Origin of the sequence: Photorhabdus stackebrandtii (genome assembly GCF_011189495.1) — a bacterium.
GTDB lineage: Bacteria > Pseudomonadota > Gammaproteobacteria > Enterobacterales > Enterobacteriaceae > Photorhabdus > Photorhabdus khanii.
The window spans coordinates 82702-98808 of sequence record NZ_PUJV01000006.1 but is presented as its reverse complement, the minus strand read 5'-3'; the positions used below and the strand labels follow the sequence as shown (position 1 = coordinate 98808).

Sequence of the window (16107 nt, the reverse complement as noted above, 5' to 3'; positions counted from 1 at the left end):
GGAAGAACGAATGGACAGACGATTTGTTCAATCCCATAAAGAAGCACGCTGGGCTGTGTTCCTGACACTTGCTTATCTCATTGGCTGGCTGATAACAGCCTATTTACCCAGTGATGCCCCGGGTGTCACGGGCTTACCTCGTTGGTTTGAAATGGCATGTCTGCTACTACCCGTAGTATTTATCATCCTCTGCTGGTTAATGGTGAAGTTTATTTTCAAAGAAGTCCCGCTGGAGGATGAGAATGCAAAGTGACGTTATCTTACCTCTGCTAGGCTATCTTGTGCTGGTATTTCTTCTGTCAATCTACGCTTACCGGCACCGCCAGAAAGGCACCTTCCTGACTGAGTATTTCCTGGGTAACCGTTCAATGGGCGGCTTTGTACTGGCAATGACTATTACCGCCACCTATATCAGTGCCAGCTCATTTATTGGCGGGCCAGGAGCAGCCTATAAATATGGTCTGGGATGGGTATTACTGTCGCTGATTCAGTTACCGGCAATATGGCTTTCCCTTGGTGTGTTGGGTAAGAAATTTGCCATTCTTGCTCGTCGCTATAATGCCGTCACCCTCAATGACATGTTGTATGCCCGTTATGGCAGTCGTCTCCTGGTTTGGTTTGCCAGCCTGAGTCTTTTAGTCGCTTTTGTCGGCGCGATGACCGTTCAGTTTATTGGCGGTGCACGCCTGCTGGAAACTGCCGCAGGTATCCCTTATGGCACCGGATTAATGATTTTCGGTGTCTCTATCGCGCTCTATACCGCATTTGGCGGCTTCAGAGCGAGTGTCCTCAATGATGCCCTGCAAGGGCTGGTCATGCTGTCAGGCACCGTTTTGCTGTTGATAGCGATTATCTATAAAACAGGTGGTTTGGCGGAAGCGGTTGCCACATTACGGAAGATCAATCCTGAACTCGTTTCCCCGCAAGGAGCGGACCATATCCTTAGCTGGCCTTTCATGGCATCATTCTGGGTATTGGTCTGTTTTGGTGTCATTGGGCTACCACATACCGCCGTTCGTTGTATCTCCTACCGCGACAGCAAAGCTGTCCACCAAGGGATTATCATCGGTACCATCGCCATGACTATCCTTATGTTTGGTATGCATCTGGCAGGAGCCCTTGGCCGGGCAATTATTCCTGATCTGGCCATTCCCGATCAAGTCATCCCAACATTGATGATCACCGTCTTGCCTCCATTCGCTGCCGGAATCTTTCTGGCCGCACCAATGGCAGCAATTATGTCAACGATTAATGCACAATTGTTACAATCTTCTGCGACAATCGTGAAAGATCTCTATCTAAACCTGTTTCCACAACAAATCGTACAGGAGAAAAAACTGGCCCGGATTTCCAGTCTTTCAACCCTGGTTATTGGTTTGTTACTACTTTTAGCGGCCTGGCACCCACCAGAGATGATTATCTGGTTGAATCTACTGGCTTTCGGTGGCTTACAGGCCGTATTCCTATGGCCATTAGTGCTGGGACTGTACTGGGAAAAAGCCAATGCATATGGCGCTGTCAGTTCGATGATTACAGGGGCAGCAAGTTACACTCTGCTCGCCAGTTCCGATGTTTATCTATTAGACTTCCATCCGATCGTACCATCACTGCTACTCAGCCTGTTGGCTTTCGGGATTGGTAATACCATCGGCCACCGGTTGCCACAATGGGTGGCCAAGGTTTATTAAGCGGGTCGTTTTAACCTATTTTTTAATTAAAGAGAATTTTTATGCCTTGGATACAACTTCGATTAAATACCACAGGACAGCTGGCAGAATCCCTGGGGGATAATCTAATGGAAAGTGGAGCAGTATCAGTCACCTTTCAGGACAGCCACGATAACCCTGTATTCGAACCTCTGCCAGGCGAGACCCGTTTATGGGGAGATACAGATGTTATCGGACTTTATGATGCTGAAACGGATATGAAAGCCGTTATCAGCCAGCTCGAACAAGTTCCTCAGTTAGGTCAAGGATTTATTCATAAGATCGAGCAATTGGAAGACAAAGACTGGGAACGTGAATGGATGGATAACTTCCACCCAATGCGCTTTGGTAACCGCTTGTGGGTCTGCCCAAGCTGGCGTGACGTTCCTGATCCAGATGCCGTTAACGTCATGCTGGACCCTGGACTGGCTTTTGGTACAGGCACCCACCCAACCACATCGTTATGCCTGCAATGGTTGGACAGCCTCAATCTGGAGGGTAAAACCCTCATTGATTTTGGTTGTGGCTCCGGCATATTGGCAATTGCAGCGCTAAAACTCGGTGCCGCACACGCTATCGGCATAGATATCGATCCGCAAGCCATTCAGGCCAGCCGCGATAACGCAGAACGTAATGGCGTTCTAGGGCGTTTAACGCTATATTTGGCGAAAGATCAGCCAAACGATCTTGAATCTGATATAGTAATTGCTAATATTCTGGCAGGCCCTCTACGTGAACTTGCTCCTATAATCGGTGCATTACCAAAATCGGGTGGCCTGTTAGGTTTATCGGGTATTTTAGCAAGTCAGGCAGAAAGTGTTATTCAAGCCTATACTGATAAATTCATGATCGACCCTGTTGCGGAGCAGGAAGAATGGTGTCGGATATCTGGGGTAAGAATAGTAACAAATTAAGATTATTTTATCTTTGTTATGATGGCGAGAGTAATTTTTGATCATTCACTGATGATAATCCGTGCTATCAGCAAACTGGCTGATAGAAAAATCTTGAGTGATAAACTTTACCGATAACGTATAACACCATGTTATTTATGAATAATTATATTTATCTCAGAAGGATAGCTGGAAAAAAGTTGTAACAAATGTCGATTTGCTCAAAGTTTGGCCTTTCATATTTTGCGAAAAATGCGTAATATACGCGCCCTTGCAGTCACAGTATGGCCACTCTTTCTTCGTCTATGCGTATCGGACAATACCAGCTGAAAAACTGTCTTATTGCGGCCCCAATGGCTGGCATAACTGACCGTCCGTTTCGGTCACTATGTTACGAAATGGGTGCAGGTATGACAGTATCGGAAATGCTATCTTCCAACCCACAGGTCTGGAAGACAGACAAATCCCGGCTACGTATGGTTCACAGTGACGAACTGGGAATTCGTTCTGTGCAAATTGCCGGCAATGATCCTGATGAAATGGCAGCAGCAGCGAAGATTAACGTCGCTAATGGTGCTCAGATTATTGATATCAACATGGGGTGCCCAGCCAAGAAAGTGAATCGTAAGCTGGCAGGTTCGGCTTTATTGCGTTACCCGGAATGGGTCGAAAAGATCCTATCCGCGGTTGTAAACGCAGTAGATGTTCCTGTTACGCTGAAAATCCGCACTGGATGGTCGCCAGAAGAACGAAATTGTGTAAAGATTGCCCAATTGGCCGAGCATTGTGGTATTCAGGCTCTGACGATTCACGGCAGGACTCGCTCCTGTTTGTTTAACGGAGAAGCAGAGTACGACAATATTCGGACAGTTAAGCAGACTGTTGCCATCCCGGTTATTGCCAATGGTGACATAACTGACCCGCTTAAGGCCAGAGCAGTGCTTGAATACACTGGGGCTGATGCCCTGATGATAGGCCGCGCTGCTCAGGGAAGACCCTGGATCTTCCGGGAAATCCAGCATTATCTGGAAACAGGGGAATTGCTGCCACCGATGCCGATTGGCGAGGTGCAGCATTTAATGAACGAGCATATACGGGAATTGCACGACTTTTATGGTCCAGGCAAGGGAGCCCGTATCGCACGTAAGCATGTATCCTGGTATCTCCGGGAACATGCTCCTGATGACCAGTTCCGGCGCACATTCAACACCATAGAGGATGCCAGCGAACAGCTGGAGGTGTTGAAGGCATATTTCGAAAATTTTGCGTAATATAAAGAAAAGAGCTGACAGAACTATGTTCGAACAACGCGTAAATTCTGACGTACTAACCGTTGCTACTGTAAATTCACAAGATCAGGTTACTCAAAAACCTTTGCGTGACTCAGTTAAACAAGCACTGAAGAACTATTTTGCTCAACTAAATGGTCAAGATGTTAATGACCTGTATGAGTTGGTACTGGCTGAGGTGGAGCAGCCATTGTTGGACATGGTGATGCAATACACCCGTGGCAACCAAACACGTGCTGCCCTGATGATGGGCATCAACCGTGGCACACTGCGTAAGAAATTGAAAAAATATGGCATGAACTAGTAACTATCAATTAGTTCATCAAAAAAGGCACTTTACCTTTTGGTAAAGTACCTTTTTTGCCTAATCAAGAAAAGTAATGTCACATTTTAGGGGCCTTACGCGAAAAAATGCAGATTATTTAGTTGCCCAGCAATTCTGAATCATCTGCATCAAGTCTCTCTTTTGCCTGTTTTGCAGCAATATGAAGCAGCTTTATTATTTCCACCTCATCATACAATCTCATACCGGCCAGATTCGCTGGTGTTGGTTCTGTTGGAATAACCGCATCACTAAGCCCTTTATCTATCGCATGAAGCCACATTGATACAAAGTGTAACCCAGAAACTAACAGCATTCTGAGTTCATACATTTTTCCCTCGTGCCTGGTAGAGCATTCTGCCAAACGTAGAGCATTAACCGCAGACGAAGCGATAGGGCCTTCGTTTAAAGACGAAAATTTAAGTTCACCCTCAACCTCTCTTAATTCCAGATCAGCAATTGTTTTACCATCCGATAAAATAAAGTAGCGCCAATTACCTGGAATAGCATTATTCAAAACTTCACCATTGACCAGGTTTTCAATACCCAGCGAATAGCAACGATAAGGATCTGAGATAATCAGGCTGTTCGGATCTACGTTTGAAAAAGGACTTGTTGGCCTATTCTGAGCTGTTTGTAATGCTTCTCGAAGCACAGGAATGATAACATCTACTCCACCCAGAGGCGCCTCAGGATATAAAATTTTCATGATGCATCCCTAGTTTCTTCGAGTGAGATAAGTATGAGTCCAGTTCCCACCACCATTGTATGAGACAGGAAATAAACTAAATGATTGGATAGAGTTACCATATATAGAATCCACAACGGATATATTTCCAGTCACGGAGTTGTAGCCAATAACAGCCAGAAAATGAGCACCGCCTCCATACCAGGCACAACGCAAACAGATCGGACGCCCGACATCAATTTGGGCTTTAATTTCTGACATATTCATCAAATTAGTATAAAAACTTGCCAGGCTTCTTGTATACATAAGAGCCTGATCTAAATAGCCGTAAACATTACATGGACCTGGAAAACTACAACATGTACTCCTTTTAAGTTGCTTATCAGCTACATTACACTGCGTCCAGAAACCTGTGTTGAAATAAAGCCCAACAGATACAGACACAGCTGCCCAGCACCAATTACTCTGAATTTGCCACTGCATGTTAAACTGTAATTCTCTAAAAAAAATGATAGATTCTGATGAAGAACCCAAATTCCCTAGCGGTATTGGCGTGATATGCTTTCCAGATAAACATTTCGGAAAGATATTTTTTGAATCTGAATCACGACTTGCTACACACATATCTTTAGAACGTGACATAATCAGTTCTCCATAATTCTTATTTATCTAAATATCCATTAAATATTCAGATAATTCAGGATAATGACCAGATTGTTAATGAGTGAGCTAAGTAGTTTGCTCACTTCAATTTGTCACTTATAAAGTATAGCACAATATATTTAAATGTTTTTTCACTCAAAAACCGCAAATCAAGCTATATTTTTCTTTCAGAAAGAGATTAATTTGTTATTTTTAATCAGATTTTATAGTGAAACTTTATTTTATCCACATATTTTTTCAAATATAGATATTTATTTAAATAAGATATTATTAATCTGTCAAATAATTGCCGTTCATCCAGAATTATTCCAATATCCAATTATTTCGTAATTGATGTGTTATTCTCTGACTTTATTAGTATTAAACAATTAATTACAGCCAACACTAAACAACCACCTACTAAAGTAGGTGGTTGTTTAGTTAATAATTAACTGATATATAAGCCAAGAATTAAATAATTTATTGGCCGAAAGGTCATTCTCTTATAGAAAAATTAGATCACATGCAATTCAAACAGAGAAGATCCTTCTAATTCGCTTTTCATTACATTGAGTACATATCTTTAATTTCAGGCATTGACAGCATATTTTCAGGAGGGAATACGACTAAGAGGTCGAAGATAATTTAAGCTTGTCTATAGTGATTAGCCATACTATATTGTATATCCAATAGATATACAGGAGTAATTTACTTATGTCCAAAACAGCCTCTATTAATATGCGCGTCGAAAATATCCTGCTAGATCAGCGTCTTTTCTATTTAAATGAAGAAGATTTCAAAACATTTGAAGCGGCACTAATTGCCCCAATCCCAGATAATACCAGGCTTAAAGCATTATTAATGGAGCCATCACCTTGGGAGAAATAACCTTTCCGGCACTGCTTACCAATGCACATGACACTCGCCTTTAGGCTGAGAAAGATATTACCCTCCCAAATACGCACTCCTCACGGCTTCATTAACCAATAACGCCGCACCGCTGTCTTCGAGTACGATCTTGCCGTTTTCCAAGACATATCCCCGGTCAGCCAGTTTTAGCGCCTGATTTGCATTCTGCTCAACCAAAAAGATTGTCATCCCTTCTTCCCGCAACTGCTGAATGGTATCGAAAATCTGTATGATAATTATCGGTGCCAATCCCAGTGAAGGTTCATCCAGCAATAATAACTGTGGCTGGCTCATCAAAGCGCGACCAATCGCCAACATTTGCTGTTCACCACCAGACATCGTTCCAGCCCGCTGATTTCGCCTTTCCTGTAACCGGGGAAATAAATCATAAACCCGTTCAATGCGCTGCTGATACTGAGTTTTATCAGCAAAAAAGCCGCCCATTGCCAAATTTTCTTCCACTGTCATTCGGGCAAAAACTCTGCGCCCTTCCGGAACAATTGCAATGTCCTCACGCATAATACGTGCAGTCGGCCATTGCGTGATATCTTTGCCGCGAAAAATAATAGCGCCCTCAGTCGCTCTGGGTTCACTACATAACGTATTGAGTAGCGTCGTTTTTCCTGCGCCGTTTGCACCTATCAGAGTGACAATTTCTCCCTGTTGAATATTCAGACTCACCTGATGCAGCGCCTGAATTTCGCCATAGTGGGCAGATACCTGTTTGAATTCCAACATCATTAATATACCTCTCCCAAATATGCCCGAATAACGTCCGGGTTGTTACGAATCTCTTCTGGTCTCCCTTGCGCTAAAGGTGTCCCCTGATTAACCACATAAATACGATCAGAAATCCCCATCACCAGTTTCATATCGTGCTCAATCAGCAACACAGAAACCTGATGATATTTTCTCAGTTCAGCAATTAAGACATTAAGTTCTGCTGTCTCTTTCGGGTTCAGACCCGCAGCAGGTTCATCCAGCATCAAAACTTCCGGACGTGTTACCATACAGCGGGCAATCTCCAGACGGCGCTGTTGACCATAGGCCAAATTACCCGCCTGTCGGTTTGCCAGTGGTAACAAACCAATCCGCTCCAGCCAAATGACGGCTCGATCTACAGCCTCAGATTCCGCACGGCGGAATGCCGGCATTTTGAAAAGCCCGGAAAAAAGACCACTTTTCAGATGCTGATGCTGCGCTACTAATAGATTTTCAATCACTGTCATCTCACGGAACAATCGCACATGCTGAAATGTTCTGACAACGCCCATACGGGCAATAGCCTGCCCGGATAACCCTTCCAGATGTTTTTCCCGCAATTTTATTGTGCCGCAGGTCGGACGGTAAAATCCTGTCAGGCAATTAAAAATCGTGGTTTTCCCTGCGCCATTAGGCCCAATAAGAGAGACAATTTCGCTTTGATTTAATATCAGGGCAATATTGTTAACTGCCAGCAAACCACCGAAGAGCATGGTCAGACCGGAAACCTGCAATAATGGTGTTGCACTCATACCTGTTCTCCTCCCTGAGGCTGGCTTTCCTGCTGTTTAAATTTAACATTATGGCGTTTCATCGGTAGCAATCCTTGCGGACGCCAAACCATCATCAGCACCATCATGGCCCCCAGCAGCAACATACTATAAGCATTCAAATCACGCATCATCTCACGGGAAACCACCAGCAGAATGGCCGCGAGAATTACCGCTGTCTGCGAACCCATTCCACCCAGTACCACAATCGCCAGCACGAAAGCAGATTCAACAAAGGTGAAGGATTCCGGGCTGATGAAACCCTGCCGGGCAGCAAACAAGGTTCCGGCAAAACCGGCAAATGCAGCACTGATAGTAAACGCGGCTAGTTTAATACGGGTTGGACTCAGCCCAAGAGAGCGACAGGCAATTTCATCTTCACGCAGTGCTTCCCACGCGCGACCTAATGGCATACGCAGTAACCGATTGATAATCAATACGGTCAGTATCACCAATAACAATGTGACCAAATAGAGAAAAACAACTCGGTCACTTGGATCATATTTCAGACCAAAGAAGTTATGGAAAGTATCCCAACCGCCCTCTTTCACGCCGCGGTTAAATTCCAGCCCAAAGAAAGTGGGTTTTGGAATCTGGCTGATACCATTCGGGCCACCCGTTATTTCGGTATTATTCAATAGCAGAATGCGAACAATCTCGCCAAAACCGAGTGTGACAATGGCCAGATAGTCACCTCTCAATCGCAATACCGGAAAACCTAACAACAGCCCCGATAAAGCAGCCGTTAATCCCGCCAACGGCAAGCTCTGCCAAAATCCTAACCCGTAATAGTGGCTTAGTAAGGCATAGGTATAAGCGCCGATAGCATAAAAACCTGCATATCCAAGCACCAGCAACCCGGACAAACCAACGACTACATTCAACCCCAGCCCCAACATGACATAAATTAATGTCAGCGTAGCGATATCGACACTGCCACGGGAGACAATAAATGGCCAGACAATCGCGGCAACAATAATCAATGCCGCCAGTAACTTTTGTCCTTTAGTTGAACCATCGAAATCCGGCAACGTCCAGCTTTTAACTGGCACTTTCTTCATCGTCTTCTGAATAACCGGACGCAATAGCTGGAACAGGAAAACAACCGTACAGCCGATGCCAATCCATAGCCATCGGACTTTATCGGCACGGTAAACAACCAGCTTCGTGCCATCCAGTGACAGCTGCATCCCCATCATAAAAACAGCCAGCACAAATAAAGCGGCTGAGGCAATAATGGCATTAATCCAATTGGCATGTTTCATACTTTTTCTACCTCTGGGCGACCTAAAATCCCGGTAGGCATAAACAACAACACAACGATAAGCAGAGCAAAAGAAACAGCATCTTTATATTCTGTGCTCAAATAAGCAGAAGTCAGGGCTTCAGAAACGCCTAGGATCAAACCGCCAATCATTGCCCCCGGAATGCTACCAATGCCCCCCAATACGGCGGCGGTGAAAGCTTTCATTCCTGCCATAAAACCGATATACGGATTTATCACACCGTAAAACTGCCCCAGCAGAACACCGGCTACCGCTGCCATTGCAGCGCCAATAACAAAGGTCAAAGAAATAACTTTGTCAGTATTGATCCCCAGCAAACCGGCCATTTTCAGATCTTCCGCGCAAGCGCGGCAAGCACGCCCCATACGGGAATAGCGGATAAACATCGTCAGTACCAGCATGGCAAGGAATGTCACTACCCAAATAATCAGTTGCATCGCAGTAATACTGGCAGAAAATCCATCACTTTCGCTCAATACCCACTGCCCGGAAATCAGCCCCGGCAATGCCAGATCACGGGAACCCTGTGACAAGCTGACATAATTTTGCAGGAAAATAGACATCCCAATTGCAGAAATCAGCGCAATCAGGCGCTTGGAATGGCGAACGGGTTTGTAAGCCACCCGTTCAATACTCCAACCATAAGCGCTGGCAATCACAATTGATGTTAAAAAAGCAGCAGTAATCAGCAACCAGCCCAGATCAATTCCCATCATCATCAGAGCAGCAATCACAATAAAGGAGACATAACTGCCAATCATATAAACTTCACCATGAGCAAAGTTAATCATCCCGATAATGCCGTAAACCATCGTATAGCCAATGGCAATCAATGCATAAGTGCTACCCAGGGTAACCCCGTTTAACATCTGCTGTAAAAAATAGAGAAATTGCTCTGACATACCTTGTACCTCTGGAATAGCAGCCCCTGTCAAGCAGGGGCTGACGGCCATTCGGATGGCTTTACTTCACAGAAGTAGAAGAACCGTCTGCATGCCATTCAAAAATGCCGAACTCGAACCCTTTCAGGTCGCCAGCCTGATTCCAGCTCAGTGTTCCCATCACGGTATCGACCGGATTAGTTTTCAGATCTTTCACCAAATCAGCAGGTTCCATGCTGCCGGTACGGCTCATTGCCGTTGTCAGAGATTGCAGGGCGGCATAGGTTGTCCAGACGAATGGGCCCGTTGGATCCTCTTTCTTAGTTTTGATTGCATCAACGATAGCTTTGTTTGCCGGAACTTGATCGTACCGTTTAGGCAGTGTTACGAACATGCCTTCAGAAGCAGCCCCGGCAATATTAGACAACGAAGAGTTACCAACGCCTTCCGGTCCCATAAAACGGATATTCAAACCCGCTTGTTTAGCCTGGCGCAGAATTTGTCCCATTTCAGGGTAGTAACCGCCGAAATAGACAAAATCCACATTTTCTTTTTTCAGGCGGGCAACCAGCACTGAGAAATCTTTATCACCAGCAGTAACACCTTCAAACAATACCGTATTGACTCCCACCTTTTTCAGTGTATTGAGAACAGAACGAGCCAATCCTTCACCGTATTGCTGTTTATCGTGAACAATTGCCAGCCGTTGAGGTTTGATCTTTTCAACAATATATTTCGCTGCCGTTGGGCCCTGATCAGAATCCAGCCCAGTGGTACGCAGAATCATTTGGTAGCCACGAGTTGTCAGATCAGCATTAGTTGCCGCGGGCGTAATCATAATCACACCTTCATCTTCATAGATATCAGATGCTGGTTGAGTCGATGAAGAGCAAAGATGACCGATAACATAACGAATGTTGTCATTAATCACTTTGTTAGCAACTGCAACAGCCTGTTTTGGATCACAGGCATCATCATATTCAACGCCCACCAGCTTATCGCCATTAATGCCACCTTTAGCATTAATATCCGCAATCGCCTGACGTGCGCCAGTGAATTCCATATCTCCATACTGAGCAACCGGACCGGACATCGCCCCTACAATCGCTACTTTAATCTCTTTTGCCCACAGTGAATAACTCATCACCATGGCAATACAACCGGTTAATAATGCCTTACCTGTTACGATTTTCATTTATTTATCCCCGTATTGTTATTGGTCTGATTGATTGTATTTGCCTTTAAGATCTTTCATTATCTGGCTGGAAATCATGACCGTTTGTGATTAATGATTAGATAAAGTGATTTTTATTAATAAGATTTTATTTTTCATGTTATTAAAATAGCATTTCATGCTTAAAATCAAATTGACAAGGTAGCAAAAAGCATCAAATACAGAATAAAATACCGCCAGAGCGGGTTGTAATTTAGACTATTTATAGTGTGATATTCTGGTTAAATATTAGTAAAGCAATCTTTAACTCGAAAGATCGATCGCGTTAAAAACATTTTTTCCAGTAACGTATAAAAATGGTCACACAACATTCTGACTGTTTATTCATCTACAATGGATATGGAAAAACCATGAAGTTAACTATTGAACAACTGACTGTTTTATCAGCACAAGATATGATTGATTTGGGGAAAATCTGGCCTCAGCAAACGCCAGAACAATGGCAAGCCCATCTAAAAAACAGCAATAAACTGCTTGCTGCCCGTTTTAATGACAGATTGTTGGCCGCAGTAAAAATCACTCTCAGTAATCAATCCGGCCTGCTTGAAGATTTATGTGTTCGTGAAATAACACGTCGCCGGGGTGTGGGTTTATATCTGATAAATGAAATAAAGGCCCGACATCCTACTGTTAAACAGTGGAAGCTAAGTCTCAAGGGGTTCCCTGATGCCAATGAACCAGCGTTAAAAGGTTTTATGAACGCCAGTGGTTTTCGTTATGACACCACTTCAAACTACTATTTGGGCTGACTCATCTTCCAGACGGCAGCCACATTGCGGGCTGTCACCCGCAAATTCTCACGCCCGCAAGCAAGAGCATCAGAAAGAGAACAAACGCCGGGCATAATTGAGAAAACAGCATCCAATCCATGCTCATGAACGACGTTATAGTCCTGACTCATACCGCCAACCAATGCAATGGTTGGAATAGCATACTTTTTAGCGATACGGGCAACGCCGATGGGTGTTTTACCGTAAATAGTCTGGCTATCCATCCGGCCTTCCCCAGTAATAACCAAATCAGCACCTTGTACCACTTTCTCCAGTTCCAACGTGGAGATAACAATATCAATTCCCGGTTGTAATTTCGCTTTAAGCCAACCCAGTAAAGGCGCTCCCATACCACCGGCGGCTCCTGTACCAGGTACATCAATGACCTTCATTTTTGTCAGGAATTCAATTTTTTCACCGTAATGACGCAAAGCAGCATCCAATTCTTTCACCCTCTCTGGGGTCGCCCCTTTTTGTGGTCCGAAAACAGCAGATGCACCAAACTCACCACACAACGGGTTAGCCACATCACAGGCGACGATAATTTCAGTCTGACTCAAACGAGTATCCAAACCAGAAAGATCGATTTCAGCGAGCTGACTCAACACGCCCCCGCCGACCCTCAGCTCTTCACCACAATCATCAAGCAGACGAGCACCCAGTGCCTGCATCATACCGGCACCACCATCATTAGTCGCACTACCACCGATACCGAGGATTATCTTACTGACACCTTTATCTAAAGCAGCCAGTATCAGCTCTCCGGTACCATACGTCGTGGTTATCAGCGGATTACGCTTTTCCATCGGAACCAGATGTAAGCCAGAAGCCGCCGCCATTTCAATAACAGCGGTTTTTCCATCACCCAGCACGCCAAAAAAACTATCCACCGGCTGATTTAACGGGCCGGTAACAGGCAAATGGATAACTTGCCCATCGGTGGCTGCTACCATTGATTCGACCGTACCTTCACCACCATCTGCCATCGGCAGTTTAATGTATTCAGCTTGTGGATAGATTTCACGAAATCCCTGTTCTATCGCTTCAGCAACCTGCAAGGCACCAAGGCTCTCTTTAAATGAATCAGGTGCAATAACAATTTTCATCGGATTAGTTTGGTTGTAATACTCTGAAAGAAGGAATAAAAAAGGCGATAAATCATTATCGCCCTTTTAACTTATTAATCGTGAATGTGTTAACGCAAAATCACTTTATTTACGCTTCAATTGCTACACGCAGTTTTTTCATGGCATTCTTTTCAAGCTGACGTACACGCTCCGCAGAAACACCATATTTATCAGCCAGCTCTTGCAGGGTAGATTTGCTATCATCATCCAACCAGCGGCAACGGATAATATCCTGACTGCGCTCATCTAAGCCTTCTATCGCTACCGACAATTTATCAGCGGCATGGTTTTCCCAGTTATCCTCTTCAATGCCATCTGCAAAATCAGAAGCTTTATCCTGAAGATACAGAACTGGGGCAACCGGCAAACCTTCCTGACTATCATCATCAGCAGACATATCAAACGCCATATCCTGCGCTGACATACGAGATTCCATCTCACGCACATCTTTACTGGTCACACCAAGTTCTTTGGCGACCATTTCCACTTCGTCCTGATTAAACCAACCTAAACGCTGTTTAGTTTTGCGCAGATTGAAGAACAACTTGCGCTGCGCTTTGGTTGTTGCAACTTTAACAATACGCCAATTACGCAGTACATATTCGTGGATTTCAGCTTTAATCCAGTGAACAGCAAAAGAAACCAGACGCACCCCCACTTCTGGGTTGAAACGACGTACTGCTTTCATCAAGCCAATGTTCCCTTCCTGAATTAAATCCGCCTGGGGCAAGCCATAACCAGCATAACTGCGAGCGACATGAACAACGAAGCGCAGATGAGACAGAATCAGCTGCTTAGCTGCATCCAGATCTCCCTGGTAATGCAGCCTTTCAGCCAGTTCCTTCTCTTCCTCTGCTGTCAGCATCGGGTAGGTATTAGAGGCGCGAATATAGCCCTCCAGACTTCCTTGAGGAACTAACGCTAAGGTTTGCATTTCTTTGGCCATTCAAATCCTCTCAAAATTAAGACTCAAATCGTTAGTACAGATTACATCAGTGTTTATAAACCAATGCTCAACATACAGCGTACAGTCTATCACCAGAATGTGCATATTCAAGTTACAGATGCGTAGGGGTGTAATAATTTCAGGACAGATAACATCCACCGTGGAATCACAGAACAAAAAATAACAGATTGTTTTATATTTATGCAAGTAACTTTATTTGTACCAGCCATAACAAACATTAATTTAATTATTCTGGTGTAAAGTGGCGTAAATGCTGGGTTGTCGCTAACCAGGCAGCTACCCAACCAATCATCGCGGAGATCAAAACTAACAACAGGGATTCATCCCATGAAAGCCCATGTAAATTAAACGTGGTACCAAATACACTGGCAACCTGTGTGACAACATCAGAGAGCTTCCATACCAACAGGGCAGAGAGTATCAATGATAACATCGCACCAAGCCCCCCTAACAAAGCACCGCCATTAAGGAATGGACGCAAAATGAAACCATCAGTCGCACCAATCAGCTTCATCACGTTAATCGTGTCACGATGACTGAAAATACTGAGACGCACGCTGTTACCAATGACCAAAAACAATGCCACCACCATCAGAATACCAATCACTGCCGCAATCTGACCGACAAGCCCCGTCAACGCCGCCAAACGAGCAAACCAGCTATCATCCATCCGAACGTCTTCAATACCCTTGACCTGAGAAACCCGGTCACGCAACGTAGTCAGCGTCTGTGAGCTCTGAAAATCGATTTTCGGTGTAATAATAGCGACCGCGGGTAGTGGATTCTCTTCCAGCATATCCAGCGCACCACCAAAACCAGACCAAGAGCGGAACTCTGTCATCGCTTCCTGACGTGAGAGATAATTAACATTATCCACACCATCAAGTGCTTTCAATTCACTTATTAATTGCTGGGCGCTGTTATCATCCAGTGATTTATCGAGATATACAGTCAATTGAGGGGTGGGATACCATTTTTCCGCCGCCTGGCTGACATTCTTCCAGACAATGTAACAAACGCTTGGTAATGTCAGCGATATCGCAATAACCATAATCGTCAACAGAGTTGCCAGTGGCTGACGCAACATATCTGTCAGTACATTCATCCAAGCATAGCGCCACTGCTCACGCCATCCCCCTTGCAGAGCTTTACTTTTCGATCTTGTTACTTTCCCCGCTGCTTTACGCGCATTTTTAACCATGATGCTCTCCCGCCATACGGCCCTGACTCAGAGTCAGAATACGATATTTCCGTCGTTCAATCAGTGCCATATCATGGGTCGCCATCAGTACCGTTACCCCTACCCGATTAAACTCTTCAAACAGCCGTAAAATGCCCTCTGACAATTCACCATCAAGATTACCTGTCGGTTCATCCGCCAACAAAACAGTTGGCTTATTCACAACTGCCCGGGCAATACCAACACGTTGCTGTTCACCACCCGAAAGCTGAATCGGAAAATTTTTCGCTTTGTCCAGCAGACCCACTTTATCTAATGCCGCAGAAGTCCGGCGACGGATATCCTCAGAACTCGCACCCGAAATAATCAGTGGCATTGCCACATTATCGTATACCGTCCTATCCAACAGCAGATGATGATCCTGGAAAATCATACCAATCTGGCGACGCAGGAAAGGCACCTCACGACTCTTTAACCGGCTGATATCATGACCTGAAAACCAGATATGTCCGGCACTAGGTCGCTCAATGCCACAGATAAGTTTCAGCAAGGTACTTTTACCTGCCCCTGAGTGACCAATTAGAAATGCCATTTCCGCAGGGCGCAAATGAAAATTCACCCCTTGCAGGGCTTGCCGTCCCCCCAGATAAGCTTTACTGACCTGTTCAAAGCGAATCATGG

General features: G+C 44.7%; 18 protein-coding genes. 7 read left to right on the top strand and 11 right to left on the bottom strand.

Features of this window, described 5'->3' with window-relative positions; genetic code table 11:
• Nucleotides 1-10: 10 nt before the first annotated feature.
• The 5 genes from C5470_RS06990 to fis all read left to right on the top strand — a co-directional run bounded on the left by C5470_RS06990 (nt 11) and on the right by fis (nt 4192).
• Nucleotides 11-253, top strand: a complete 243-nt coding sequence (locus tag C5470_RS06990; protein WP_036844437.1) for a YhdT family protein — start codon at nt 11-13, stop codon at nt 251-253.
• A complete protein-coding gene (panF, locus tag C5470_RS06985) occupies nt 243-1688 on the top strand; it encodes a sodium/pantothenate symporter (RefSeq protein WP_166287094.1) in 1446 nt (481 codons plus the stop codon). Before C5470_RS06990 ends, panF begins: the two co-directional genes overlap by 11 nt.
• A gap of 41 nt (nt 1689-1729) precedes the next feature.
• On the top strand, nt 1730-2620 hold the full coding sequence (prmA, locus tag C5470_RS06980; protein ID WP_036844444.1) for a 50S ribosomal protein L11 methyltransferase: 891 nt from the start codon (nt 1730-1732) through the stop codon (nt 2618-2620).
• Nucleotides 2621-2904: 284 nt separating this feature from the next.
• Nucleotides 2905-3870, top strand: a complete 966-nt coding sequence (dusB, locus tag C5470_RS06975; protein ID WP_036844721.1) for a tRNA dihydrouridine synthase DusB — start codon at nt 2905-2907, stop codon at nt 3868-3870.
• A gap of 25 nt (nt 3871-3895) precedes the next feature.
• The gene (gene fis / locus C5470_RS06970) at nt 3896-4192 is read left to right on the top strand and encodes a DNA-binding transcriptional regulator Fis (protein WP_010847912.1); all 297 of its coding nucleotides are present in this window, start codon (nt 3896-3898) and stop codon (nt 4190-4192) included.
• Between the two features lie 118 nt (nt 4193-4310).
• On the opposite strand, the gene C5470_RS06965 is transcribed toward fis, so the two are convergent.
• Nucleotides 4311-4919: a hypothetical protein gene (locus C5470_RS06965; protein WP_166287092.1), complete on the bottom strand. Its 609-nt coding sequence runs from the start codon at nt 4917-4919 to the stop codon at nt 4311-4313.
• Nucleotides 4920-4928: 9 nt separating this feature from the next.
• Nucleotides 4929-5540: a papain-like cysteine protease family protein gene (locus C5470_RS06960; RefSeq protein WP_207626919.1), complete on the bottom strand. Its 612-nt coding sequence runs from the start codon at nt 5538-5540 to the stop codon at nt 4929-4931.
• Between the two features lie 714 nt (nt 5541-6254).
• Here C5470_RS06960 and C5470_RS06955 point away from each other — a divergent pair.
• A complete protein-coding gene (locus tag C5470_RS06955) occupies nt 6255-6428 on the top strand; it encodes a type II toxin-antitoxin system TacA family antitoxin (RefSeq protein WP_166287090.1) in 174 nt (57 codons plus the stop codon).
• 57 nt (nt 6429-6485) lie between these two features.
• Here the strand turns inward: C5470_RS06955 and livF are convergent, their stop codons facing one another.
• The 5 genes from livF to C5470_RS06930 form a co-directional block, all read right to left on the bottom strand.
• Nucleotides 6486-7187: a high-affinity branched-chain amino acid ABC transporter ATP-binding protein LivF gene (livF, locus tag C5470_RS06950; RefSeq protein ID WP_036844727.1), complete on the bottom strand. Its 702-nt coding sequence runs from the start codon at nt 7185-7187 to the stop codon at nt 6486-6488.
• A 2-nt stretch (nt 7188-7189) separates the two neighbouring features.
• On the bottom strand, nt 7190-7963 hold the full coding sequence (gene livG / locus C5470_RS06945) for a high-affinity branched-chain amino acid ABC transporter ATP-binding protein LivG (RefSeq protein WP_166287088.1): 774 nt from the start codon (nt 7961-7963) through the stop codon (nt 7190-7192).
• Nucleotides 7960-9246, bottom strand: a complete 1287-nt coding sequence (locus C5470_RS06940) for a high-affinity branched-chain amino acid ABC transporter permease LivM (RefSeq protein WP_166287086.1) — start codon at nt 9244-9246, stop codon at nt 7960-7962. Before C5470_RS06940 ends, livG begins: the two co-directional genes overlap by 4 nt.
• The gene (gene livH, locus C5470_RS06935; RefSeq protein ID WP_036844460.1) at nt 9243-10169 is read right to left on the bottom strand and encodes a high-affinity branched-chain amino acid ABC transporter permease LivH; all 927 of its coding nucleotides are present in this window, start codon (nt 10167-10169) and stop codon (nt 9243-9245) included. The genes C5470_RS06940 and livH overlap by 4 nt, the downstream gene beginning before the upstream one ends.
• Before the next feature lie 61 nt (nt 10170-10230).
• Complete coding sequence (locus tag C5470_RS06930) at nt 10231-11343, bottom strand: branched-chain amino acid ABC transporter substrate-binding protein (RefSeq protein ID WP_036844463.1); 1113 nt, start codon at nt 11341-11343, stop codon at nt 10231-10233.
• Between the two features lie 389 nt (nt 11344-11732).
• Between C5470_RS06930 and panM the strand changes: the two genes are divergently transcribed.
• A complete protein-coding gene (gene panM, locus C5470_RS06925) occupies nt 11733-12131 on the top strand; it encodes an aspartate 1-decarboxylase autocleavage activator PanM (RefSeq protein ID WP_166287084.1) in 399 nt (132 codons plus the stop codon).
• On the opposite strand, the gene C5470_RS06920 is transcribed toward panM, so the two are convergent.
• The 4 genes from C5470_RS06920 to ftsE all read right to left on the bottom strand — a co-directional run bounded on the left by C5470_RS06920 (nt 12119) and on the right by ftsE (nt 16105).
• Nucleotides 12119-13258, bottom strand: coding sequence for a glycerate kinase (locus C5470_RS06920; RefSeq protein WP_166287082.1), 1140 nt, complete (start codon nt 13256-13258; stop codon nt 12119-12121). The genes panM and C5470_RS06920 overlap by 13 nt on opposite strands.
• 109 nt (nt 13259-13367) lie before the next feature.
• Nucleotides 13368-14225, bottom strand: a complete 858-nt coding sequence (gene rpoH, locus C5470_RS06915) for an RNA polymerase sigma factor RpoH (RefSeq protein WP_166287080.1) — start codon at nt 14223-14225, stop codon at nt 13368-13370.
• 247 nt (nt 14226-14472) lie between these two features.
• Nucleotides 14473-15447: a permease-like cell division protein FtsX gene (gene ftsX, locus C5470_RS06910; RefSeq protein ID WP_166287078.1), complete on the bottom strand. Its 975-nt coding sequence runs from the start codon at nt 15445-15447 to the stop codon at nt 14473-14475.
• On the bottom strand, nt 15440-16105 hold the full coding sequence (ftsE, locus tag C5470_RS06905) for a cell division ATP-binding protein FtsE (RefSeq protein ID WP_046975244.1): 666 nt from the start codon (nt 16103-16105) through the stop codon (nt 15440-15442). Before ftsE ends, ftsX begins: the two co-directional genes overlap by 8 nt.
• Nucleotides 16106-16107: the final 2 nt, after the last annotated feature.